Raw genomic sequence first — 21650 nt, 5'->3', positions numbered from 1 at the left:
TTGTTCTTCACGCAGAGCAGGGTTCGCGATCACGAACCCTGTGCCGTTGTGCATCATCGATTAGCCGGTGATGCCGCCGCACACCGAAGCGAGACCTTTCATCCGCTCTACTGCCAACTCAGGCTGGATCAAAACGCCGGCCTGGTCGGCCAGACGGAAGACTTCGCTGTAGTGGGAAAGCGAACGAGCCGACTGCATGCCACCGAGCATGGTGAAGTGATCCTGGTGGCCGTTCAGCCAAGCCAGCAGCACAACGCCTGCTTTGTAGTAGCGCGTCGGGGCCTTGAAGATTTCACGAGACAGCGCCACGGTCGGGTTCATGAGTGCGTGGTAGCGCTCCAGATCTCCGTCGGTCAGGGCAGCCAGCGCGTGAGCTGCAACCGGTGCGATTGGATCGAAGATCCCCAAGAGCGCGTGTGAGTGGTGAGTGGCGTCACCTGCGATCAGTTCGCCGAAGTTGAAGTCGTCACCGGTATAGAGCTTCACACCCTCAGGCAGACGACGGCGAAGCTCGATCTCCCACTCAGCTTCCAGCAGAGAAATCTTGATACCGTCGACCTTGTCCACGTTGGACTCGATGATCGACAGCACGGTGTTCATCGCGGTCGGCACATCGGTGCTGCCCCAGTAGCCGCGGAGGTTGGAGTCGAAAGCTTCGCCCAACCAGTGCAGAACGACTTTCTGACGAGCCTCGCCGAGCAGAGTCGAGTAGACCTTCTCGTAGTCTTCACCACCTTTGGCCACAGCGCACAGGGCCCGGCTTGCCATCAGGATGGCGCTGCCACCAACGCTGTCGACCACTTCGAACTGTTCGCGGTATGCGGCCAGTACGTCGTCCAGGGTGGTCGACGGTGTAACGACCAGTTGATCAGTGCCTACGCCACAGCTCAGGTCTGCACCCTCAATCTGGCGAGCATGAGTAACGCTACGACGGATCAGCTCTGCGGACTCTTTCCAACCCAGACCCATGCCACGTTGAGCAGTGTCCATGGCCTCTGCGATTTTGAAACCCAGGCTCCACAGATACTCACGGAAGCCCAAAGTCTTGTCCCAGTCGATAGCGACTGTTTCGTCCCATGGATTTGCCGGACGAGCAGGATCGATCACGACATGAGCGGCAGCGTAAGCGATGCGGCTCAGCGGGCGCTTCTCGAACTTGGCGAGCGGTGCGTCTGCATTTTTCAGGTCGTAGCGCTCAATGCGGCCATCAAGCGTGGGCAACAGAATATTCACGGAACTTCTCCTCAGTCTGGGGGGCTTTGCCAAGAATGAGATCAGCCGCTTTCTCGGCGATCATGATGGTCGGCGCATTGGTGTTACTGCTGTTCACTCGCGGCATGATCGAGGCATCCACAACACGGAGGCCTTCAAGTCCGTGGACTTTCAGGTCGGTGGATACCACTGCATCGTCACCGTGCCCCATACGGCAGGTACCCGCTGGGTGATGGTCGGTCTTCGCGTTAGCGCAGGCGTATTCGAAGAGCTCCTCGTCGGAGATCTTTTCAGGGCCAGGCAGCTTCTCGGAGAGCACGTACCGCTGCAGTGCTGGCTGCGCGAGGATCTGCCGAGCCAAACGCAGGCCACGCAGGGACATTTCCCGGTCATACGGATCTGCGAAGTAGTTCGGGTCGATGAGCGGAGCATCAGCCGGGTTCGCACTGGCTAGGCGCACCGTTCCTCGCGAGCGGGGGCGCAGGAACGCCGAGTTCAAGGTCACCCCTGGGTTCGTCATGTGTGCGACACCTGCCTCGATGCCCGAACCCAAGCCCAGATGGAATTGAATATCCGGGGAACGTGCGGAAGGATCCGCGTACCAGAACCCACCCGTTTCAAAGAGGCTGGAGGCCACCGGCCCTTTCTTCAGCAGAAGGTATTGCAGACCGGCCCAGGCAGCCATATGGATCTTGCCGTATGGGTCGTAGGTATGGTTCCCGGTGCATTCGGCGATGGCGAACAGATCTAGGTGATCCTGCAGGTTGCTACCAACCCCTTCCAAGGCATGCTCAATCTTCACGCCGACTTCACGAAGGTGATCTTCCGGGCCAATCCCGGACTGCATCAACACCTTGGGTGAGCCGATTGCGCCGCTGCTGAGAATCACCTCACGTGTAGCCTCAAATAGCGCTGGATGATCGGCGCCTTGCTGCACAACCTCGACGCCCACGGCGCGCTTTCCGTTCAGCACAATGCGGCGAGTAAAAGCTCCCAGCATGACCGTGAGGTTCGAGCGACTCATCGCAGGGCGCAAATACGCCACGGAAGTCGACGAGCGCTTGGCGTTCAGTTGGGTCAGCTGGTAGTAACCCAGACCATCTTGTTCAGCCCCATTGAAATCAGGGTTGAACGGGATACCCATCTCTTGGCCCGCCTGGAAAAACGCTTCGCAGATTGGCAGTGGACTAATCGGGTTCGAAACGCCGAGCGGGCCCTGGTAGCCGTGGTACTTGTTGGCAAAGCGCTGGTTGTTCTCAGCCTTTTTGAAGTAAGGCAGAACGTCCTTATAAGCCCACCCCTCAGCACCACACTCGCTCGCCCATTCGTCATAGTCCGCAGCTGCACCACGGGTGTAGATCTGGGCATTGACTGAGGAGCCGCCACCGATCACTTTGGCCTGGGTGAAATTCAGCACGCGGCTCTTCAGATGCTTCTGAGGAACTGTCGACCAGCCCCACGAGCCACGGCCTTTAGTCATCTTGGCAAAGCCGGCTGGCATAGCGAAGAACGGGTGACTGTCAGCCCCGCCAGCCTCCAGCAGAAGAACCTTGTTGCTCGGGCTTTCACTGAGCCGGTTAGCCAACACGCATCCTGCGGAGCCGCCACCGACAATGATGTAGTCGAATTTCATGGCCGTACTCACAGACGAGGGATGGCAAGGCCGCCATCCGCGTGAATGACAGAGCCCGTAGCGAACCCAAACTGCCCCGATGCCAAGGAACTGACGATGGAGGCGATGTCGTTGGTTTCACCCCAGCGGCCCATCGGTACCAGGCCATCCTTGAAGCGCTGCTCGTACTTCTCTGCAACGCCTGCAGTCATGTCAGTACGGATCACGCCAGGACGCACTTCGAAAACGCCGATGCTTTCGCTTGCCAGGCGCAGAGCGAAGAGCTTGGTGGACATACCAAGTGCCGCTTTCGACATGCAGTATTCACCGCGCTCAGGGGATGCCAGCTCCACGCTCACGCTCGAAACATTCACGATGCTGCGAGGGTGGGGAGATGGGTTGTCGATCATCTGCTTGGCAACCGCCTGGGTGAGGAAGAAAGTTCCCCGCAGGTTAGTCTCGAGCACCAGGTCGAAAGCCTCCGGCTTCATGACCAGCAGATCGCCGCGGGAAGGCGAGCCGATGCCCGCGTTGTTGACCAGGCAGTCGATGCTGGCGCCCCATCCCTGAATCTGCTCCAGAAGATCGGTGTGAGCTTCGAGGCTCTGCAATTCGCTTGCTACTGCCAAGCCACGGCCACCGAGCGCTTCAATTTCAGCGCACAGCTCACGGGCAACTTCGTCTTCGTTACGGCAGGTGAACGCTACATCAAACCCGTCTTGAGCCAGGCGCAGAACAATCGCGGCACCAATGCCGCGACGTCCTCCAGTTACCAGCGCAATGGGTCGTTCTTTGCTTTTGTAGTTATTCGTCATGGCTGCATCACTCAGCGATTGGAACGTTCCAATTTTTAATCAAATGCTTCTCGCCGTTACTTCGGCAGCCACCAGTTTTGACGCTCACCGATGTGAAGCTGGATGGTTTTCTGCTCGGTATAGTCTTCGACTGCATGCAGGCCGAGCTCACGACCCAGGCCGGAATCACGGAAGCCACCGAACGGCAGTTCTGGGAAACCATCCAGGAAGGTGTTCACCCAGACCGTGCCGGCGTCGATGCGACGAGCAGCCTTCAGGCAGGTGTCGATATCCTTGCTCCACACAGCAGCCGACAGGCCGTAGCAGGTGTTGTTGGCCAGGTCGATGGCTTCATCAACGGTGTCAAAGGTCAGCACTGCCAGCACTGGGCCGAAGACTTCGTCGCGAGCGATGGCCATTTCTGGAGTAACGTCGGTGACGATGGTCGGCTGCAGATACAGGCCACGGTCGGTCTCATGACGACCGCCACCCAGGGCAATGGTCGCGCCGGCACTGAATGCGCTGTCGATTGCTGCCTGGATATCGCCCAGCTGGGTTTCGCTGATGATCGAGCCAACCTTGACTTCTGGGTGCAGTGGATCACCCACGGGTACCTGACGAGCACGCTCGATAACTGCTTCAGTGAAACGAGCAGCGATGTCCTTGTGAACCAGAATGCGACTGCCGCTGTTGCAGCATTCGCCGGCGTTGAAGTACACGCCGAAGACAACAGCATCGACTGCAGCCTCCCAGTCGCAATCAGGGAAGATGATCTGTGGGTTTTTGCCGCCCAGCTCCAAGGAGACTTTTTTCAGTGCAGCGCCCGCTTCGGAAGCGATCATGCGACCAACTTTGGTGGAACCAGTGAAGGACACCATGTCGACTTTCGGATGGGCAACCAGAGGACGGCCAACAACAGAACCTGGGCCGGTCACGATGTTGACGACGCCTTTCGGCAGGCCTGCTTCAACCAGGATCTCACCGAGAATGACGGTGGTGCCGGTGGTCAGCTCGCTTGGCTTGATGACCGCAGTACAGCCGGCAGCCAGAGCAAACGGCAGTTTCTGGCTCAGAATCCAGATCGGGAAGTTCCATGGAGTAATCATGGATACGACACCTACCGGCTGACGCAGCACCACGCCCAAGTGAGCATCGCCCAGGGTGTTGTAGCTCTCACCGTGAAGGGTACGAGCAAGGGAGGCAGCGTAGCGCCACAGATCGATGCAGCCGCTGACCTCACCACGTGCTTGGGTCAGTGGCTTGCCAGTTTCCAGGCTCTCGATCAGCGACATCTCTTCGACGCGAGCAGCGATACCATCTGCAACTTTCAGCAGGAAGTCAGCGCGCTCACGGCCGGACAGGTTCGACCAGGTGCCGGCGTCGAAAGCAGCACGGGCAGCTTCGACTGCGCGCTCTGCATCGCCCTGAGCTGCTTCGGGATAAACACCAACGAGCACATCGTGAGCCGGGCTGCGGCGTTCGCGTTTGCTGCCACTCGCTGCTTCACAAAAAACACCATCAATGAGCATCTTGCCGTGGTATGGCTTGCCGATGATTTCTGCTGCGTTGTCTACGGTCAAAAACTTCATATCAGACTCCGTTGTAATTCGCTGGACGACGTTCAGAAAAGCTGGCCAAGCCTTCTTTGGCGTCGAGAGTGGTGGCGGCCAGGGCACCTGCCATGCCTTCGAGTACGGCGGCAACGTTGATCCCCGTGCCGGCGTCGATCAGTTGTTTGGTGAGCTGCACCGAGATAGGTGCCTGCTTGCTGATCTGCTTCGCAATGTCCAAGGCATGCGCCAGTGCACCGCCTGCCTCACTGATGTCCTGAACCAGGCCAACACGTTGCGCCTCGAGCGCATCAATCCGGCGACCAGTCAGAGCCATGAGCTTGACCTGGCTTGGGCCGATCAACTTGACCAAACGCTGAGTGCCCGACCAACCTGGGCAAGTAGCGATTCCGGCCTCGGGGAGGGCGAATGTGGCAGCAGGCTCAGAGACGCGAATGTCCGCAGCCGCTAGCAGCTCCAAGCCGCCGCCGAACGCGTGGCCGTTGATGGCAGCGATAACAGGCAAGCGAAGATTGGCCCAGGCATCAAAGACTCGATGCCCATCGCGAACCCACTGACGCCACATATCAAGAGGCTGCAAGCCCGACCAAACCCGGATGTCTGCGCCAACGCAGAATGCGCGTTCGCCACTGGCGGTCAGCACTACAGCCCGCAGGTCAGTGCACTTGTCGAGATCACTCGCAACATTACCCAGCGCAGTGATCATTTCAGGTGTCAGGGCGTTCAGCTTCGCTGGACGCTCGAGGGTGACGATTGCCACGTGACCCTGGATCTCAAGGGAGACGATGCCTTCAGCACTCATGCTTGACGCTCCTTCAGTTGCAGGCCCATCAGGGCGTCGGTGAACAGGGCTGGGTGCATGACACCCACCTTCTCGGCGACCAGCAGTGGGAACTCGGCTTGGGCGAGTACATCCTTCTCAAGGTCGATACCGGGTGCGAGCTCAGTAACCATGAGGCCTTCAGCAGTGAGCTTCATTACGCAGCGTTCAGTCACGTAGGTCACATCCTGACCACGCTCAAGCGCCATGCGGCCGCTGAATGTGACGTGATCCACTGCCTCGACCAGTTTGCGCGACTTACCTGGCTGCAGAATTTGCAGTTCGCCGTTGCCCACTTCGAGCTTGGCGCCAGCAGTGAAGAAGCCGGAGAACACGATCCGCTTGGCGTGCGTGGTGATGTCCACGAAGCCACCACAACCTGCAGTGAGGTACGGTTTGCCCGGCAGCTTCGAAACGTTAACGTTTCCATGGCGGTCGATCTGCAGGAAAGACAGAAGCGTCATGTCGAAGCCGCCGCCCTGGAAATAGGTGAACTGAGCCGAAGACGGCATGATGGCGTCTGCGTTGGCTGCGCAACCGAAGGCGAAGCCCAGCAGAGGCATGCCGCCGACGGCACCCTGCTCGATGACCCATGTAGCAGCACCGTTGTGGCCTTCTTCTAGCAGGATCCGTGGTACGTTCGCAGAGATGCCGAAGCCGAGGTTGACGGCCATGCCCTTCTCCACCTGCATGGCTGCACGGCGAGCAATAACTTTTTCCGCGCCCCAGGCAGCGAAGTCGAACGAGGAGTCCGGCTGCTGGATCTCGCCGCTGATTGCCGGGTCGTAGACGACTTGAGTGGTTTGCATTTGATCCGCAGCCACAACAATGTGGTCGACCAGGTTGCATGGCACGTGGACATCGTGAGGTTTTAACGAACCAGCGCGGACAACCCGCTTCACTTGGGCGATGACAATACCGCCGTTGTTACGCACGGCCAGTGCCTGATCCAGTGCACCCAGCAGCCCGCCTTCATGCTCGTAGGAGAGATTGCCTCGTTCATCCGCGGTGGTTGCTCGGATGATGGCCACCTTCGGAACGATGGTTGGGAAGAACAGCCACTCTTCACCAGCGAAGTTCACCTTCTGGACGATGGGGCTCTCTGCACCCAGTGCGTTCATCGCACAGCCTTCACGAGCCGGATCAGCGAAGGTGTCCAGACCGACCTTGGTCAGAACGCCTGGGCGCTTGGCTGCTGCATCTTTGTGAAGGTCGAACAGAATGCCGCTAGGCACGTTGTATGCCGCGATCTCGTTGTCGGTGATCATCCGCCAGATCTCAGGCATTGGCAGCGACGACGGCCCACTCGGGTAAGAGCCAGCCATCACTTTGCTGATCAGCCCAGGCTGAGCCAGATGCTCGATACCTTTGATGCCGTACATGTCACCCGCGGCAATGGGATGAACCATCGTCAGCCCAGCGGGATGAGCAGTGTCATGATACCGCTGCCCCAAAGCCGCCAGTACCGAATCTGGGCAACCTAGGCCGCTGGAGGAACTGACGGTTACGGTATCACCGTCGTTGATCAGGGTTGCGGCTTGTTCCGCAGTGATGAGCTTTTTCATAAATCCTTACGCCGTGTTGGGTTCGAATTGCAGCTCCCGAGTCTGTGACTCAGTACCGGGGGCTGACGCTTGCGGGACTAGCCAGGAATGCCAAGCCCAAGGCGCCCGTGAAGGGGTCGGCCAATTCGAGACACTGGGCGGCGAGATCAGGCTTAGAAGATCCATCGGGGATCGAAGAGGGTGACGTGACGGTCGCGTCGAAACGCGAACGGAGCATGGCTAGCAGAGAGTGGAGAGTTTTCATGGCATGCACCATTTTTTGTTATTGGATCGTTCCATATTGTTTTTGGAACGTTCCAAAAATGTAAAACGTGCGATTTCTCATGTCAATACACTTCGTCAACACATCTCAGACCATGTAGGAATGACTGGCGGAGACATCCAAACGGATCCGCACAGGCCGCAAGGCTTGACTGACATCACATCCGACTGGCGGAACGGTCAGAAAAATTGGTATTTTTGGAACGTTCCTAGCCAATTACCGGGATTTTACGTGAGCAGCCCATCCAGCGACGACAAGGTCACCATCACCGATATCGCCAAGGCCAGTGGCGTGTCGAAATCCACGGTATCGCTGGTATTGAACAACAGCCCATTGGTACGCCCAACCACCGCCGAAAAGGTGAGAGCGACGGCTGAACAGCTCGGCTATGTCTACAACCGCAGTGCTGCGAATCTCCGGCAAGGGGTCACCAACGTCATTGGGATGGTGGTCAATGACCTTAGCAACTCCTTCTTCGTGGAGCTGCTGGTGGGCGCCGAGCGGAAGATGCTTGAGTCGAACTACATCACCCTACTGGCCCACACCGCCGAAGACCAGGAGGTACAGCGCCAGGTGCTCTGCTCAATGCGGGAGCAGAAGGCAGCTGGAATCATAATCTGCCCCACCTTTGGCACGCCTCCTGACTTGGTCGCTTCGCTGCGCCAGTGGGGCCTTCCGTTCGTAACGGTGATGCGTGCGTTTGAAGGCCAGGAGACCGACTTCGTCGGAGCAGACAACTACGAAGGGATCAGGCTTGCCACTCAGCATCTGGTCGACCTAGGCCATCAGCACATCGCTTTCATCGGACGCAACAGCACCTATGCAGTGAGCATGGAGCGCCTACACGGGTACATCGAGTGTTTAGAGAAAAGTGGGATCACGCCAAACCCCGAATGGATGATTGAAACCTCTATCAGCCTGGCCGGTGGCAAGGATGGCATGAGCCGACTGCTTGACATGGAGCGCCGTCCGACTGGCGTTGTATGCTACAACGACCTGATCGCGACTGGCGCACTCAGCGAACTGGGAAACCGCGGACTCAAAGCTGGTGAGGACATCGCCTTGATCGGCAGCGACGGGGTCGCCAGTTCAGCGTACTGCAACCCTCCCCTCACCACCGTGGCACTCGAGCCCGAGCGGCTTGGAGAGGTGGCGAGCGAAATGCTCATGACCCGGCTCAAGAACCCAGACGCTCCGGCGATGAAGTTTTTGCTCAAGCCGAAACTGATCGTGCGCAACAGCTGCGGAGGACACCGTCCCTAGTTGAGCCAGAAAGCCGTCCAACTCTGTCACTTTTACAAACGAGGATCTGGTGAACCTCATCAGAACTTGGTGGGACACACTGTGGCTGATAACAGTCCCATTGGGCCTGTCCCGTGACAACGGCCAGCTAGGTGACTACATCGGCGGTATTGGGGCGCAGTCGTTACCATAGCTTCCTTGATCGCTCTGGTCTTAACCCTGAACCTCAGATCACTTGAAGTGGTGACCGTGGAGCTTGCGGAATTCCGTTGGGGTCATCCCCTTCAGGGCCTTGAACTGCCGGTTAAAGAAGGCGACGGAAGTGTAGCCAACCTCTTCGGAAATGAGGGAGATGACCGCCCCACCCTCCATCAGCAGGGCGCAAGCGCGACCTACCCGGAGCTTGGCTATGTAGTCCAGAGCACTGCTGCGGGTATGTCGTCTGAACATCCGATGAAAGGCGGAGACGCTCACACAGGCCATGTCGGCAAGCTCGGGAATCGAGAGCTGTTGAGCAAAATTCGCATGGATGTAATCCAGCACCCGGTGAATTCTTGAATCGTCTGCAGTGGGTGCGGCAACCGAATCCTCATTGGCCACTATCCGCTGGGCATCCTCATCCTGGGTCAGGCGGATCAGGACGTGTAAAAGCGCCACCAGCCTTTCTGGGTCGTTCTGCTCCACCATCCGCTCAATCGTTGGTCGCAGCTCTTGAGCAACGTTGGGACTAAAAGACACGGCGCATTGGGCTGCCGCCAGAAGATTGCCAATCGGCGACATTTCTGGAAATAGTGAAACTAGGGAGGATGCCCAGGCTTCAGAGAACCAAATCACCAACGCATGGTGCGGTTTGTTGTCTTCAATCAGCTCAGCTGAGCACCAGCTGTGAGGGACATTAGGACCCACCAAGGTGAGATCGCAGTCGTCGTAAAGCTGCACATCGCTTCCGATGTAGCGGTGCCCGCGGCTGTTCAGCGTAAGGGTGAGCTCGTACTCCGGGTGGTGGTGCCACTCGAAGGGAATCTCGTCTCGAAGGCGGCGGTTGAGTAGCGTCCAAGAGGCGGTAGGGACGGTCGGAACCTTCTCATAGCTCGGCTTCATAGCGACTTGATCCAACTCCGGAGGAACATCTAGACGCCACAATCGTATCACTCAACGCTTCTGGACACACTCCCCTACCTGACTAAACGGGAGCATTCTGTCTTCACTCGCTCCTAACAATAAAAATCCTTAGAGGACTTTGCCATGCACACTAACTGCTCACCCTTCCTCCCTCGGCGCGTAAGCGCCTTCTGTCGTCCACGAACTCTTAGCCCAAGTAGACGCACTCTTTTTTGATAGCCCAAAAGACCTTCAAACAAGAAGTTCTGAAGAGTCGTATTACCTAAATTTCCTTTCCTACTACAAGAAGATATAGGGAGTGGATGCCATGCAAGCTGTTTATCCCGCCGACGCCGGAAGCACCACCATTACAAAAGGCAAAGTACAACGCCTGAGCTTTTTCGTGTTCACGCTATTTTTCATTTTTGGCAGTATCACTAGCCTTAACGACGTTCTGATACCAAAGCTTAAAAGCCTGTTCAGTCTAAGCTACACCGAAGCAATGCTCGTGCAATCAGCATTCTTCTTCGCCTATTTCATCGCATCAGTCCCTGCCGGTATTCTCATTTCGCGTATCGGCTATATGCGTGCTGCTGTGGTAGGGCTTCTGACAATGGCAGCGGGTTGCCTATTGTTTATCCCAGCGACAAAGGTTGGTCTCTTTGCCGCGTTTTTGGGTGCCCTTTTTATTCTTGCCGCTGGGGTTACCGTCGTTCAAGTTGTTACCAACCCGCTGATTAGCCTTCTTGGCCCAGCCAAAACTGCTCACAGCCGAGTAACCTTTGGCCATGCATTTAACTCGCTAGGCACTACCATCGCACCCTTCCTCGGCGCAATCTTGATTCTAGGAAGCCTGAACGCTGTTGATCCGGCGACCCTTGCACCAGAGGCGCTGAAAGCTTTCCTGGCTGAAGAGGCAGAGGTAATCAGTAATACCTACGCCGGCATCGCTGCAGCTCTGCTTGTCGTTGCCTGTGTCGTGTGGGCTCAACGCAAACAGATCCCTGCCAGCTCGAATCCCAAGCCATCGAATCCACTGGCTGCTTTGAATCTGCTCAAACGCCCACGCTTCGCATTCGGTGCCGCCTGCCTGTTCTTCTACGTCGGTGCTGAAGTAGCCATTGGAAGCCTGCTGACCAACTTCCTGATGCTCGACAGCACCTTCGGCTTTGATGCCGAGTTGGCTGGCAAGCATGTCGCCTACTACTGGGGCGGCGCGATGGTTGGTCGCTTCATCGGTGCCGTGCTGCTTCGCCGATTCGCTCCAGGCCTCATCCTCGCTGCTGCCGCTGGCACGGTAATTCTGCTGATCATGATCGCCGCCACCTCTACGGGAGCGACTGCAGGTTGGGCAATCCTGGCGGTTGGGCTGTTCAATTCCATCATGTTCCCTACCATCTTTGCCCTGGCATCGGAAGGTCTGGGTGCTCGAGCCGCCGAAGGTTCTGGGCTGATCTGCTGCGCCATCGTTGGAGGCGCCATTGTTCCTCCGCTGACCGGCTTTGCGGCTGACCTGAGCACGCTCGCCTTATCGCTGATGGTACCGGCTGTCTGCTACGCCGCCATCGCTCTCTACGGCTTCTATACCCGCCGTTCGGATGCATCCACTTCTCAGATTCGCCACTGATAAATACAACAGGAAGACAAGTATGAAATGGGGATTGATTGGTGCCAGCACCATCGCCAAAGAATGGGTGATCGAAGCAATTCGCTCTGTTGGTAACGACGTCGTCTCGGTGCTCAGCTCCGACGAAGGCCGGGCAAAGCAGTACGCTCAAGACAACGACATCACCCACTACACCAGCGACATCAATCAATTGCTGTCGAACCCCGCAGTAGAAGCTGTCTACATCTCGACCAAGAACAACCTGCACAAAGAGCAGGCGCTCCTGGCGATTGCAGCCGGCAAACATGTGATGTGCGAAAAGCCTCTCGCCTTGACCGTCGCAGATGCCAAGCACATGGTTGAGGCTGCGGAAAAGGCTGGCGTCGTATTCGCTACCAACCACCACCTGCGCAACGCTGCATCTCACACCGCGCTGCGCAGCGCCATCCAGGCAGGTGAAATCGGCAAACCGCTGGCTGCCCGAGTTTTCCACGCCGTATCTCTGCCGCCACACTTGCAGGGCTGGCGTATTGAACAAGCGGCGGACGGTGGCGGGGTCATTCTCGACATCACTGTGCATGACGCCGATACCCTGCGCTACGTGCTCGGAGACGATCCTGTCGAAGTCACGGCTCTATCCCAGACTGGTGAAATGAGCACGACTGGTGCACCAGATTCTGTCATGGGCGTCATGCGGTTCAAGTCCGGTTTGCTGGCTCAGTTCCACGATTCCTTTACCGCCAAGCACTGCCAAACCGGTCTCGAGATTATCGGTACCGAAGGCACTCTGGTTGCGCGTGACGTCATGACTCAACGACCGATTGGCCAGGTTCAGCTGATCAACGCTGAGGGCACCCGCCACCTGATTCTGGAACACCACAATCTCTATGAGGCAGGTTTCCGTCAGTTCAGCGAAGCAGTTGCTGGACGCACTCAGCCTGCAGCGTCTGGCCTGGATGGTATCTGGTCTCTGGCCACCGGCATCGCCGTGGTTGAGGCAGCTGCTACAGGCAAAGCCGTGCCTGTAAGCGTTTGAGGTTTGGAGGTAGATATGAATGAGTGCCCAGATATTTTGATCATCGGCTCCGGTATCGGTGGAGCAACCGTGGCCGCAGGCCTGGCGCCTACCGGTGCCCGCATCGTGATTCTCGAAGCAGGTGAGCGACTGACTCATCGTCCGGAGCACTGTGATCAGCGTGCCATTTTCCAGAAGCAGTTTTTCCGTCCGAAAGAGCTGTGGTACGAGGAAAATGGCAACAGCTTCAATCCAGGCAACTACTACAACGTGGGTGGCAATTCGAAATTCTACGGCGCGGTGCTCGCAAGGTATCGCAGGGAAGACTTCGCCGAGATGGTGCACCAGGAGGGCATCTCCCCTGCCTGGCCGTTCAGCTACGAAGAATTAGAGCCCTGGTACAGCCAAGCCGAAACACTTTACAAGGTGCGCGGTGATGCACAGCAGAACCCTACTGAACCCGTTCATTCTCGGCCCTACGACTTCCCTCCGGTTCCCGACGAACCGGCTATCGCCGAAGTCCGCAACCGCCTTGCTGCAAACGGCTTAAAGCCTTACTCGCTTCCACTAGGCGTGGACATTGATCGCTGGCTGGGTCATCGCGCCACTCCATGGGATGCCCACCCTCATTGCGACGAAGGCAAGTTCGACGCCGAGACTGCGGCGCTTAATGGCGCCCTTGAACACGAGAACGTCACCCTCATTACGGGCGCTCGTGTGACCGCACTGAAGGTGGATAAGAGGCATGGTCCGATCAGCGCTGTGGAGTTTATGAAGAACGGATCTCTCCAGCAGATCCGTGCCCGTACTGTGATCCTCAGCACCGGGGCAGTGCAGTCCGCCGTACTGCTGCTGCGCTCTGCCGATGCTAACCATCCAACCGGCCTGGCCAACAGTTCGGATCAGGTGGGCCGAAACTTCATGAACCACAACGCATCCGCGGTGATCGGTTTCAGCCCTAGCTACGTGAACGACTCTGTTTACCAGAAGACGTTTGCCTTGGACGATTTCTACTTATCCGATGGTAATGGCGGCTTCCCACTGGGCAACATTCAACTGTTGGGCCGGGTTTCGGGCAGTATCCTCAAGGGCAGCATGCCGCAGGTGCCCGAGTGGATATTGAGCAAGTTCAGTCGTCACTGCATCGATTTCTACGCGATGAGCGAAGACCTTCCCTCACCCGAGAACCGGGTAACAGTTCAAGGTGATCGCATCGTGCTGAAGTGGGAGCGGACGAACTGGGATGCTCACCTGGCATTGGTTGCGAAGTTCAAGAAGGTACTGAAAGCAGCCGGCTTCCCCGTGGTATTGGCACGCCCATTCGACAAGCGCACACCCTCCCATCAGTGCGGTACCGTGCGCATGGGTAGCGACCCTGCCACTTCACCGCTTGATACTTACTGCCGAGCCTATGACCACGAAAACCTCTTCGTCGTCGACGCCAGCTTCATGCCCACCTCGGCGGCAGTAAACCCATCCCTCACCATAGCCGCCCAGGCTCTTCGAGTAGCCGACCACATTGCCAAGGTCGATCTCAAGGCGAGAGCAAAGGTTGAGCCAGAATCGGCGCTTATCTAGCCCTAGTGGGGACCTGGCCTCAGATCTAAACTGTAGGCCATCTACCCTAACTCTCAACAGATGACTAGGGCTACATCAACTCAAAGCGCGTGAGAGACAAGGGTATCGAAAAATACTGAGCCAACTTTCCTGAAACAGTTCTCACATATGGCTGCGGGCACTCACCCCTACAGTTAAATGGTTATATTGCTACTGCATTGAGCACGTCAAACTAACCCTCGATATCGCCACAGTTGATCACCTCACGAATTTTTTATACTTTTAGCACCATGCATGAAGCATACGATCACCTACTTAGAATTTGCTTCCTCCCAGCCAATTCGTTACGCCGCTGCTTTTCAAACCCTAGTACCGATGATATCTCAGAAATTTCAGATATTGAGTGCAATGCATTACTAAACTTCTAAATGTGCAATTTATTGCGGCGCGGCGCGTCGAAACCTGTCGCACTCGCGTGATACATTTCGAACCAAACGATCAACGTATTGTCACCACCTTTGGATCATGAAATGGTCTATGGAAATCGGCTCGCTTGACAGAGGCCTGCGATGCCCCCGCCAGCGATTAGGACGAATAAAGCAGGAGGCTGTGCGCCATGCTCTCGATCAGAAGCTCCTATCATCCAATTGAAGCCGCGATTCTCTGGTGTGACCTTACTGACCACGAAGAAGAGATCCTGAGAGTCGATCTCTCCCCGCCTGGCAGCCTACTTAAACATTTCCCGCAATGGCCACTTCTGCATAAATCCATCGAGTGCATTCACGACGCCATTGGCTGCGGTGATCTGCCTGCAACATATCTGGGATGCCCAATCACCGCTGCCAATCAGCTCCACCGCGAGTTTTGCTGCATTCGGCGTGCCGATCTATTGGTCTGGTTCATACGCAACTTCCCAGATCAGAAGCCCGCCTTTCTCTTTTCCCCAAGTTTGGATCACTCGGAGTGCATCAGCCTGAACATGTACTTGGTAAAACAGGCCGAATTGGAGGCTTCTCAGCGCGCCATAGAAAAAATGCGTCAAGCACTTGCGGCCTCAACGGAAGAAATGGCCGAGCTTATGGCATTCAACACACAGCTATCTGAACGACTCGAGGCTTGCGGGATACCCTCCGAGACTTCCGAGGGGGCGCACAACACTCTAGTGGGCGCAGTGTTGGAAGCCACTCTGGGCAAATCGAAAAGCGGTCGGGTCCAGTCAATCTATCCAAGCCAAGCAGCCTTGGTAGACGAAATCACCCGCCGTTTCCCTGGGGTGAGCGGTCTCAGCAAAAGTACTCTTGATCGGAGATTTGCCGAGGCTCGCCGCCATTTCGCACAGGTTTTTCGGGCCTGACACTGCATTGTCAGGCGATGCCAGCCATTGCCTGACAATGTTTTTTCCATACAGCGAGCCTTCACTGACTGTCACATCCCACCACGCGCCACCTGGCGCTACGGAGTGACATCATGCAACCGACCAGCGCTGCATCTCTCCCTGTCGACCGCCACATCATGCGCCGCGATGAGGTGGAGCAGAAAACCGGCTTCAAACGTTCGCACATCTACAACCTCATGAAGGCCGGCCAATTCCCGCAATGCCGACGCATCGGTACCCGTGCCGTCGGTTGGGATTCGCTGGAAATAGAACAGTGGGTTCAAGACCGGCTGTCCAGCGGGGACTGAATAATGGACGTCCTTTCGCTGATCTCGACCAAGGGCGGCGCGGGCAAGACCACCGTCGCCGCTAACCTGGGTGGACTACTTGCCGATGCCGGCCTCCGTGTATTGCTGCTGGATCTAGACAGCCAGCCAACGCTGTCCAGTTACTACGGCCTGCGCGAACCTCGTGAAGCCGGCAGCTACGAACTCATCGCGCAGGGGCTCACGAGACCGGAGTCGGTGATCTCCACCACCGTCATTCCACACCTCGATCTGATCGTGTCCAACGACTGCGCTGGGCACATCAGCACCCTGCTCTTACACGCAGCCGATGGTCGGCTACGGCTGCGCAACCTGCTGTCCGCCTTCGAGGATCAATACGATGTGCTGATCATCGATACCCAGGGCGCCCGCAGCGTCGTGGTCGAGATGGTGATTCTTGCCACCGATTGCGCGCTGTGTCCTGTCCCGCCGGAAATGCTCGCCGCACGCGAACTTCGCCGTGGCACGTTGGGTCTTTTCGAGGAGTTGGAGCCCTACCGCTACCTAGGCGTCGCCTTGCCGTCGGTGAAGTTGCTGCTCAACCAGGTCAATACCAATCGCCGCGACACCCGCTTGATCATGCAGAGCCTGCAAGCTTCCTTCCAAACCGATCCGCATGTCACCGTTTGCACCACGACGATTCCCGATCGCGTGGCCTACACCAATGCGGCCTCGCTGGGGCTTCCCGTTCACCGGGTGGAACCGAGGTCACCCTCCGGCAGCCGCAGTCCTTGCGCTGCCCGGGTGATGCGCGCGCTGGCAGTGGAGCTCTTCCCTCAGTGGACCGAACAGCTATTTGCCTTGGGAGTGCACGTGCCAGGTCAACCGTCTGCTGGATACGAACTGGTCCGTCGCGGCTAACGGAGGATGGTTAATGAAGCCGCCAACATCCGAAGATATTACGCGTCAGCTGCAGCAGGCGCATTTTCCTCAAGCTCCCGACCGCGAGGTTTCGTCTTTACCGATAGCGGATACTCCGATGGTGGTCAGCCTTGAGCAATTGCGCCCGTATGAGCTGAACCCACGCGTGATTCGCAATCCGCTCTACGATGACATCAAGGCTTCAATCCGCGAACGCGGGCTGGATCAGCCACCTTCCATCACCCGCCGCCCGAACGAACCGCACTTCATCATCCGCAACGGTGGCAACACGCGCTTGAGTATCCTGGGTGAACTCTGGCAGGAAACCCGCGAAGAACGATTTTTCCGCATCCACTGCTTGTTTCGGCCCTGGCAATCCGAGGCCCATGCATTGCTCGGGCACCTGGCCGAAAGCGATCTGCATGGCCAGCTCACCTTCATTGAGCGGGCCCTGGCCGTGGCGCAACTGCAGGGCATGCTTCAGGGCGGTGATGAGTCACTGAGTCAGCGTGAACTCTCTTCACGCCTAAGCCAAGGCGGTTACCCGATATCACAATCGCAGATCAGCCGCATGTTCGACACGCTCGAGTACCTGCTGCCTGCCATTCCGCAGGTGCTGTACGCCGGCCTTGGTAAACCTACCATCGCAAGGCTCATTAGCTTGCGGCGCCGGGCGGAGTCAATCTGGAACCAGCATTTCGGCGACGCCTCACAGTTCATGCTGCTCTGGCTGGAAGTACTGTCGATGTATGATGGTAATAAGCCCGAACTGGACTCGGGCGAGTTACAGGACGAACTGCTGGCCAGGATGTCGGTGATCCTCAAGCAGACACCTCGACTGCTGGCTCTGGAGTTACACCAAGAGCACCAGCCCTCGCCGCTTCAGTCGAGTGCCGCCCCGCGCCTGCTCCAGGACCTACCCCCCGATGCAACGCCGGAGTCATTGGTCATGGAAGAGGTCCCCAAACCAGCGTCTGAATTTCCCAGCGCTGATCAGGACGCTAGCGGTGGCGACACCACCCCGTTGCATGAGCCACGTCTTCCCCACATCCGCCAGGCACTGAGTGACGAACCGCCGTTCGACGAAAGATCCGACGACCCTGAGTCAGTTCAGGCGCCGGTGGAATCGGCGCCACTCCAGCCTCTGCCAGAGGATGACCTCAGTGCCTTGCGCGTGAGATGCGCCGCGCTCGCGGCCGAACTCGCCGCGTACGCCGATGCCGGCACCATGGTCAATCCGCACTCGGATGGCCTGGGTTTCACGCTAGCACCCGAACACGGCGAACAGATGAGTGCCCGTCACACTGGCATTCAGCTGCTGCTATCAGCGTTGCTACGGCTGCAGGACGACGTGAGCTGGAAAGAACGTCAGCAGTTGCCAGCCGCGCTGTTCGGACAGCTGCTGATCGGTGCCTATGACCTGCCCTTTGCCGAGCGGCCTGCGCTCACGGTGGGTCTCGAGCGACTCCCTGACGCCCAGCTCGAGCAGGTGTTCACACTGATTCGCCACGCCCGGCAGCTGATTGAGCTGACGCTGTCGACCACTCGCTAACGTGAGGAGCCGCCTCATGAGCACGACCTTCAATCTCTTGAACCATGCCATGTTGAATCAGGTGCTGCATGAGCTGCGCCATGGCCGACTGCAGCGCTGCAAAGCCCTGGGCCTAGCCGATGAGGACATCGAGGTGTTGCAGTCGCTGCCGCCGACCACCCTCTCGCACCTGGCGCATTCGTCGATCGCCTGGGTGGAAGTCAAGGTTGATACCACGGTGCTGCGTCGCCTGATCACCCAGGCCGAACGTGACGAGCAGAACGAGCGGCTGATCAACCGGGCGCTCAAGCTGGGCGCGAGCTCCAACATCATGTACCGCTGCTTTGGTCTGGACCACTCGGAAACCGCCTTGCGCCGACGCGTGCTTAAGATCGAGACCCACCGCGGCCGACCGGTTCAACTTAGCGAGGCCCAAGAGCATGCGGTGTGGAACCGTTGGAGCCAACTGCGGGCGGAGGATCCCGACAACGATCCGTTGGACACGATGATGATGCTGGCCGAGGAGCAACACATCACCCTCACCCTTGTCTGGCAGCAGGTCGAACTGTACGGAGGTGCACCGTGCTGAGTTTCTACGAAGTCGACTGGCAGGACGTGGTGCGCCAGTGCTACGACGCACTGCGCCGGCGGAATGAATGGCAAGCGGCGCAGGCCAAGCTGGCTGAGTCTGAGGTGACTCCAGCGGTGCGCACCATCTACTACGGCGACAACAATCCGCTGCCGAAGGCGCTGCTGCTGGATCGCCGACTGACACCCCTTGAGCGCAATACCTGGCAGGTGCTGCGCTGGCTCATCACCGAGCGCAAGGTCAGAACCCCGCGCTACCAAGACCTGCAACCGTATCTGGCCACCAGTCCCTGCGGCACACAAGCCTCACGCGAGACCATTGCCCGCGCACTCAACGTCTTGCGCACCACCCGCTGGCTCAGCCTGGTCGACCGCTCACGTGATGCCAAGGGCTGCCTGCGTGGCTGTGTCTACGTGCTGCACGGCGATCCGTTGACCCCGGCCGAGCAGCTTGAACTCGACACTGGATACGCGGCGCTGCTGCAACAGAACCTCAGCCATGCCACCAAAGGCGTGCGGGATGTGACACTGCACGTCATTGAAGAAATCCAGGCCGACCAACAGGTGGCCCAGGTCGCCAAGGACCAGCTAGTCGCCGCAGTGCCGCCGGTGCGACAGCAGACGCTGCCGCTGACGTGTAGCGATACGGAAAATTCCGAACCCGGCGAGTGCCACCCCGTTCGAGATTCTTGCACTGCCCCCCGACCGATTCCGAACCTCGCGGCAAAGCATCGGTTTTGGCTGATGTTCGGAATGCCGACGCTGGCCGTACAGTACAGAAAGACAAAAGCATAAAAAGTACGGTACTGGGGCAAGTGGAATTTGGTCGAGCGCGATGGCCCGAAGACTTACCGCTGAACCCGACCGAGCGACGCATGGCCTCACAGGCAATGCGTCAGCTCGAGCCGGAACAGCAACAAGCGGTAATCAATGAAGCAGCGGTGCGCTGCGCCCGCGGAGAGATCCGCAAACCAGTCGCCTACCTGATGGGTTTGATCAAGCGAGCCTGCCAGGGCGAATTCACCTTGTGGGCCGCTCGCGCTGATACGTCGATCTCGGCGCTCCCCCCTTCGCGGGCGGCGAAGTCCGACCCCATGCCACAGCCACCCACCGAACCATCCCGCCGTGGCGGCCAGCGTACTGCCTCTCCCCTCGCCCTTTCCTGCCTCGAAGAACTCAAGCAACGCTGTCGCGGGGTCCGTGCGCCGACGTAGGCTGGCCGTCGGTGGAATCAATGCCTCTGCAATCATTTCCAGTGACGTCCACTGCCTGCAAAAAGCGACCTGATCATCTTCGTGTTGATGCTCGTAGGCCTTCACGGACCAGCCCATCGTCGGCGTCATTCCGACGGCGAGGTACTGACGATGGCCGATCACTACCAACTCAACCTGGGATCTCTGCGCAGCAGCATCACCCTGACCCTGCACACCCACCATGCGGCGCGGCTGTGGCAGGGTCGCTCCCGCCGCGAGGGCGTTCACCCCATCCTCGGCATGCCTGGCTACATCGCCGTCACCAATCTGCTCAAGCAAGCCAGCAGCCAGGATGACCCCTACGCCGACTGGTTCATGCTGCAGCTGGAGGAAAAGCTGCTGCAGACCAAGGCCGAGATACGCAATTTGGTCCACCAGGTCAGCCAGGTGGAGCGCGACCTGCCCACCCAGGTCGATGTCGGTGACAACCTAAATATCCACCCGGTGACGCTGCCGCTGTATATCGGCAGTCAGCTCGGTTTTCTCGCGGTCTACCTGCTCACCGATTACGACACCCTGGTCCGTCGTGTGCTGCTCGCCCACCACACCGCGCTGATCGGCCGGGTCGACATGGAAAGCTGGATCGATGGCGGCGCCCATCACCTGCGCAGCCTGCTCGGCCTGGCCCAGAACTCCCGCCTGGCGGGCGTCACTCGGGGTGATATGGCCGCCAACAACGCCCGGGCCCGTGAGGCCCTCGAGAAGTTTGGAATCCCACCGCAGGACATCCTCGAAGGTACCCGCCGCTCCCAGTTCGCGCCTCCGATTATGCGCACCAGCGAGGGCTCTGTAACTGAGCCGACTGAATCGCTGGAGGCCGAAGAGCCACCTCTACCGGACGTCTCAGGCGAAGGAGGTGACGCATGACCTTGGCTGAGGCGATTGCCCGACGCTTGTCGACGGATGCCTATCGCGGGTTCGCACAAGGTGCCTCCCTAAAAGGCCTTTTAAAGCCTTTTAAGGGTAAGGGGGAGCTGCAGCAGTTTGCCGACACGATCCTGCGCCTGCGGACTCAGGTCGCCGAACTGATGGGAGTGATGCTGGCGATCATGGCGCAACCGCCGTTCGTATTGCTGGACCTGCGACTGGTCATCCAGCACAGCGCGACGGGCACCGATTTTCTGCGCTGGCGCAGTCCTGACTTTCAGCGCATGGGCGTGCAGGTGTGGCAGACAGCGGTGGTTCATCCGCACCTGCACCCGGAACTGCGGCAGGCACTGTACCAACTGGAGACCAACCGCGTGGTGCTGAACCTGCAGATGAGCAGCCTGCAATCGCTGTATCGCCAAGCCAGCAGCGGTGTCAGCAAGCTCGAGGCCGCCGAACACGCCCTTTCCTGTTCCCCCACCGAGGAGTAGC

General features: G+C 58.3%; 20 protein-coding genes. 12 read left to right on the top strand and 8 right to left on the bottom strand.

Translation table 11 applies throughout. The annotated features are described in order from the left end of the window. Positions 1-60 precede the first annotated feature (60 nt). The 6 genes from AB7M33_RS19295 to AB7M33_RS19270 are packed head-to-tail and all read right to left on the bottom strand — an operon-like array spanning position 61 to position 7574. Positions 61-1233, bottom strand: coding sequence for a dihydrodipicolinate synthase family protein (locus AB7M33_RS19295; protein WP_454243340.1), 1173 nt, complete (start codon positions 1231-1233; stop codon positions 61-63). Continuing rightward, entirely contained in the window at positions 1208-2845 is a 1638-nt protein-coding gene (locus tag AB7M33_RS19290; protein ID WP_454243339.1) for a GMC family oxidoreductase, read from the bottom strand. The genes AB7M33_RS19295 and AB7M33_RS19290 overlap by 26 nt, the downstream gene beginning before the upstream one ends. Positions 2846-2853: 8 nt before the next feature. Then, entirely contained in the window at positions 2854-3639 is a 786-nt protein-coding gene (locus AB7M33_RS19285) for a 3-ketoacyl-ACP reductase (RefSeq protein WP_138736146.1), read from the bottom strand. A gap of 56 nt (positions 3640-3695) precedes the next feature. After that, positions 3696-5294 carry an aldehyde dehydrogenase family protein gene (locus AB7M33_RS19280; RefSeq protein WP_454243338.1) on the bottom strand — a complete coding sequence of 533 codons (1599 nt, stop codon included), beginning with the start codon at positions 5292-5294 and terminating at the stop codon, positions 3696-3698. After that, complete coding sequence (locus AB7M33_RS19275) at positions 5209-5991, bottom strand: enoyl-CoA hydratase/isomerase family protein (RefSeq protein ID WP_138736145.1); 783 nt, start codon at positions 5989-5991, stop codon at positions 5209-5211. Before AB7M33_RS19275 ends, AB7M33_RS19280 begins: the two co-directional genes overlap by 86 nt. Then, positions 5988-7574 carry an acyl CoA:acetate/3-ketoacid CoA transferase gene (locus AB7M33_RS19270; protein ID WP_138736144.1) on the bottom strand — a complete coding sequence of 529 codons (1587 nt, stop codon included), beginning with the start codon at positions 7572-7574 and terminating at the stop codon, positions 5988-5990. The genes AB7M33_RS19275 and AB7M33_RS19270 overlap by 4 nt, the downstream gene beginning before the upstream one ends. A 247-nt stretch (positions 7575-7821) precedes the next feature. Between AB7M33_RS19270 and AB7M33_RS19265 the strand changes: the two genes are divergently transcribed. Beyond that, the gene (locus AB7M33_RS19265) at positions 7822-9099 is read left to right on the top strand and encodes a LacI family DNA-binding transcriptional regulator (protein ID WP_238341795.1); all 1278 of its coding nucleotides are present in this window, start codon (positions 7822-7824) and stop codon (positions 9097-9099) included. Between the two features lie 210 nt (positions 9100-9309). Here the strand turns inward: AB7M33_RS19265 and AB7M33_RS19260 are convergent, their stop codons facing one another. Next, a complete protein-coding gene (locus AB7M33_RS19260; RefSeq protein ID WP_138736143.1) occupies positions 9310-10179 on the bottom strand; it encodes a helix-turn-helix domain-containing protein in 870 nt (289 codons plus the stop codon). Between the two features lie 328 nt (positions 10180-10507). On the opposite strand from AB7M33_RS19260, the gene AB7M33_RS19255 reads away from it, so the two are divergent. The 9 genes from AB7M33_RS19255 (at position 10508) to AB7M33_RS19215 (ending at position 19833) form a co-directional block, all read left to right on the top strand. Then, positions 10508-11806 carry a sugar MFS transporter gene (locus AB7M33_RS19255; protein ID WP_138736142.1) on the top strand — a complete coding sequence of 433 codons (1299 nt, stop codon included), beginning with the start codon at positions 10508-10510 and terminating at the stop codon, positions 11804-11806. A gap of 22 nt (positions 11807-11828) precedes the next feature. Continuing rightward, positions 11829-12821, top strand: coding sequence for a Gfo/Idh/MocA family protein (locus AB7M33_RS19250; RefSeq protein ID WP_138736141.1), 993 nt, complete (start codon positions 11829-11831; stop codon positions 12819-12821). Between the two features lie 15 nt (positions 12822-12836). Continuing rightward, entirely contained in the window at positions 12837-14378 is a 1542-nt protein-coding gene (locus AB7M33_RS19245) for a GMC oxidoreductase (RefSeq protein WP_454243337.1), read from the top strand. Positions 14379-14973: 595 nt separating this feature from the next. Further along, the gene (locus AB7M33_RS19240; protein ID WP_138736139.1) at positions 14974-15711 is read left to right on the top strand and encodes a hypothetical protein; all 738 of its coding nucleotides are present in this window, start codon (positions 14974-14976) and stop codon (positions 15709-15711) included. A gap of 113 nt (positions 15712-15824) precedes the next feature. Next, the gene (locus AB7M33_RS19235) at positions 15825-16040 is read left to right on the top strand and encodes an AlpA family transcriptional regulator (protein WP_138736138.1); all 216 of its coding nucleotides are present in this window, start codon (positions 15825-15827) and stop codon (positions 16038-16040) included. 3 nt (positions 16041-16043) lie between these two features. Further along, entirely contained in the window at positions 16044-16919 is an 876-nt protein-coding gene (locus AB7M33_RS19230; RefSeq protein ID WP_138736137.1) for a ParA family protein, read from the top strand. 13 nt (positions 16920-16932) lie between these two features. After that, positions 16933-18471, top strand: a complete 1539-nt coding sequence (locus AB7M33_RS19225) for a ParB family protein (protein WP_454243336.1) — start codon at positions 16933-16935, stop codon at positions 18469-18471. Between the two features lie 16 nt (positions 18472-18487). Further along, positions 18488-19039 (top strand): DUF2857 domain-containing protein, encoded by a 552-nt coding sequence (locus AB7M33_RS19220; RefSeq protein WP_138736135.1) that lies wholly within the window; start codon positions 18488-18490, stop codon positions 19037-19039. Further along, positions 19033-19833 carry an STY4528 family pathogenicity island replication protein gene (locus AB7M33_RS19215; RefSeq protein WP_454243335.1) on the top strand — a complete coding sequence of 267 codons (801 nt, stop codon included), beginning with the start codon at positions 19033-19035 and terminating at the stop codon, positions 19831-19833. Before AB7M33_RS19220 ends, AB7M33_RS19215 begins: the two co-directional genes overlap by 7 nt. Positions 19834-19919: 86 nt before the next feature. On the opposite strand, the gene AB7M33_RS19210 is transcribed toward AB7M33_RS19215, so the two are convergent. Then, positions 19920-20414, bottom strand: a complete 495-nt coding sequence (locus tag AB7M33_RS19210; RefSeq protein ID WP_454243334.1) for a hypothetical protein — start codon at positions 20412-20414, stop codon at positions 19920-19922. Here AB7M33_RS19210 and AB7M33_RS19205 point away from each other — a divergent pair. Both AB7M33_RS19205 and AB7M33_RS19200 read left to right on the top strand, forming a co-directional pair. Further along, positions 20403-21158 (top strand): PFL_4669 family integrating conjugative element protein, encoded by a 756-nt coding sequence (locus AB7M33_RS19205; protein ID WP_454243333.1) that lies wholly within the window; start codon positions 20403-20405, stop codon positions 21156-21158. The genes AB7M33_RS19210 and AB7M33_RS19205 overlap by 12 nt on opposite strands. Beyond that, the gene (locus AB7M33_RS19200; protein ID WP_454243332.1) at positions 21155-21649 is read left to right on the top strand and encodes a DUF3158 family protein; all 495 of its coding nucleotides are present in this window, start codon (positions 21155-21157) and stop codon (positions 21647-21649) included. The genes AB7M33_RS19205 and AB7M33_RS19200 overlap by 4 nt, the downstream gene beginning before the upstream one ends. Position 21650 lies beyond the last annotated feature (1 nt).

It is taken from the genome of Pseudomonas sp. Y3 TE3536, from assembly GCF_053629175.1.
The sequence above is the reverse complement of the archived record's forward strand: the minus strand, read 5'-3'. Positions and strand labels throughout refer to the sequence as shown.

Coding starts and splice junctions, on each gene's coding strand:
- AB7M33_RS19225 (WP_454243336.1), top strand. CDS start 16,933: ATGAAGCCGCCAACATCCGAAGATATTACGCGTCAGCTGCAGCAGGCG.
- AB7M33_RS19260 (WP_138736143.1), bottom strand. CDS start 10,179: ATGAAGCCGAGCTATGAGAAGGTTCCGACCGTCCCTACCGCCTCTTGG.
- AB7M33_RS19290 (WP_454243339.1), bottom strand. CDS start 2,845: ATGAAATTCGACTACATCATTGTCGGTGGCGGCTCCGCAGGATGCGTG.
- AB7M33_RS19275 (WP_138736145.1), bottom strand. CDS start 5,991: ATGAGTGCTGAAGGCATCGTCTCCCTTGAGATCCAGGGTCACGTGGCA.
- AB7M33_RS19230 (WP_138736137.1), top strand. CDS start 16,044: ATGGACGTCCTTTCGCTGATCTCGACCAAGGGCGGCGCGGGCAAGACC.
- AB7M33_RS19220 (WP_138736135.1), top strand. CDS start 18,488: ATGAGCACGACCTTCAATCTCTTGAACCATGCCATGTTGAATCAGGTG.
- AB7M33_RS19235 (WP_138736138.1), top strand. CDS start 15,825: ATGCAACCGACCAGCGCTGCATCTCTCCCTGTCGACCGCCACATCATG.
- AB7M33_RS19265 (WP_238341795.1), top strand. CDS start 7,822: ATGCACCATTTTTTGTTATTGGATCGTTCCATATTGTTTTTGGAACGT.
- AB7M33_RS19240 (WP_138736139.1), top strand. CDS start 14,974: ATGCTCTCGATCAGAAGCTCCTATCATCCAATTGAAGCCGCGATTCTC.
- AB7M33_RS19270 (WP_138736144.1), bottom strand. CDS start 7,574: ATGAAAAAGCTCATCACTGCGGAACAAGCCGCAACCCTGATCAACGAC.
- AB7M33_RS19255 (WP_138736142.1), top strand. CDS start 10,508: ATGCAAGCTGTTTATCCCGCCGACGCCGGAAGCACCACCATTACAAAA.
- AB7M33_RS19250 (WP_138736141.1), top strand. CDS start 11,829: ATGAAATGGGGATTGATTGGTGCCAGCACCATCGCCAAAGAATGGGTG.
- AB7M33_RS19205 (WP_454243333.1), top strand. CDS start 20,403: ATGGCCGATCACTACCAACTCAACCTGGGATCTCTGCGCAGCAGCATC.
- AB7M33_RS19200 (WP_454243332.1), top strand. CDS start 21,155: ATGACCTTGGCTGAGGCGATTGCCCGACGCTTGTCGACGGATGCCTAT.
- AB7M33_RS19285 (WP_138736146.1), bottom strand. CDS start 3,639: ATGACGAATAACTACAAAAGCAAAGAACGACCCATTGCGCTGGTAACT.
- AB7M33_RS19245 (WP_454243337.1), top strand. CDS start 12,837: ATGAATGAGTGCCCAGATATTTTGATCATCGGCTCCGGTATCGGTGGA.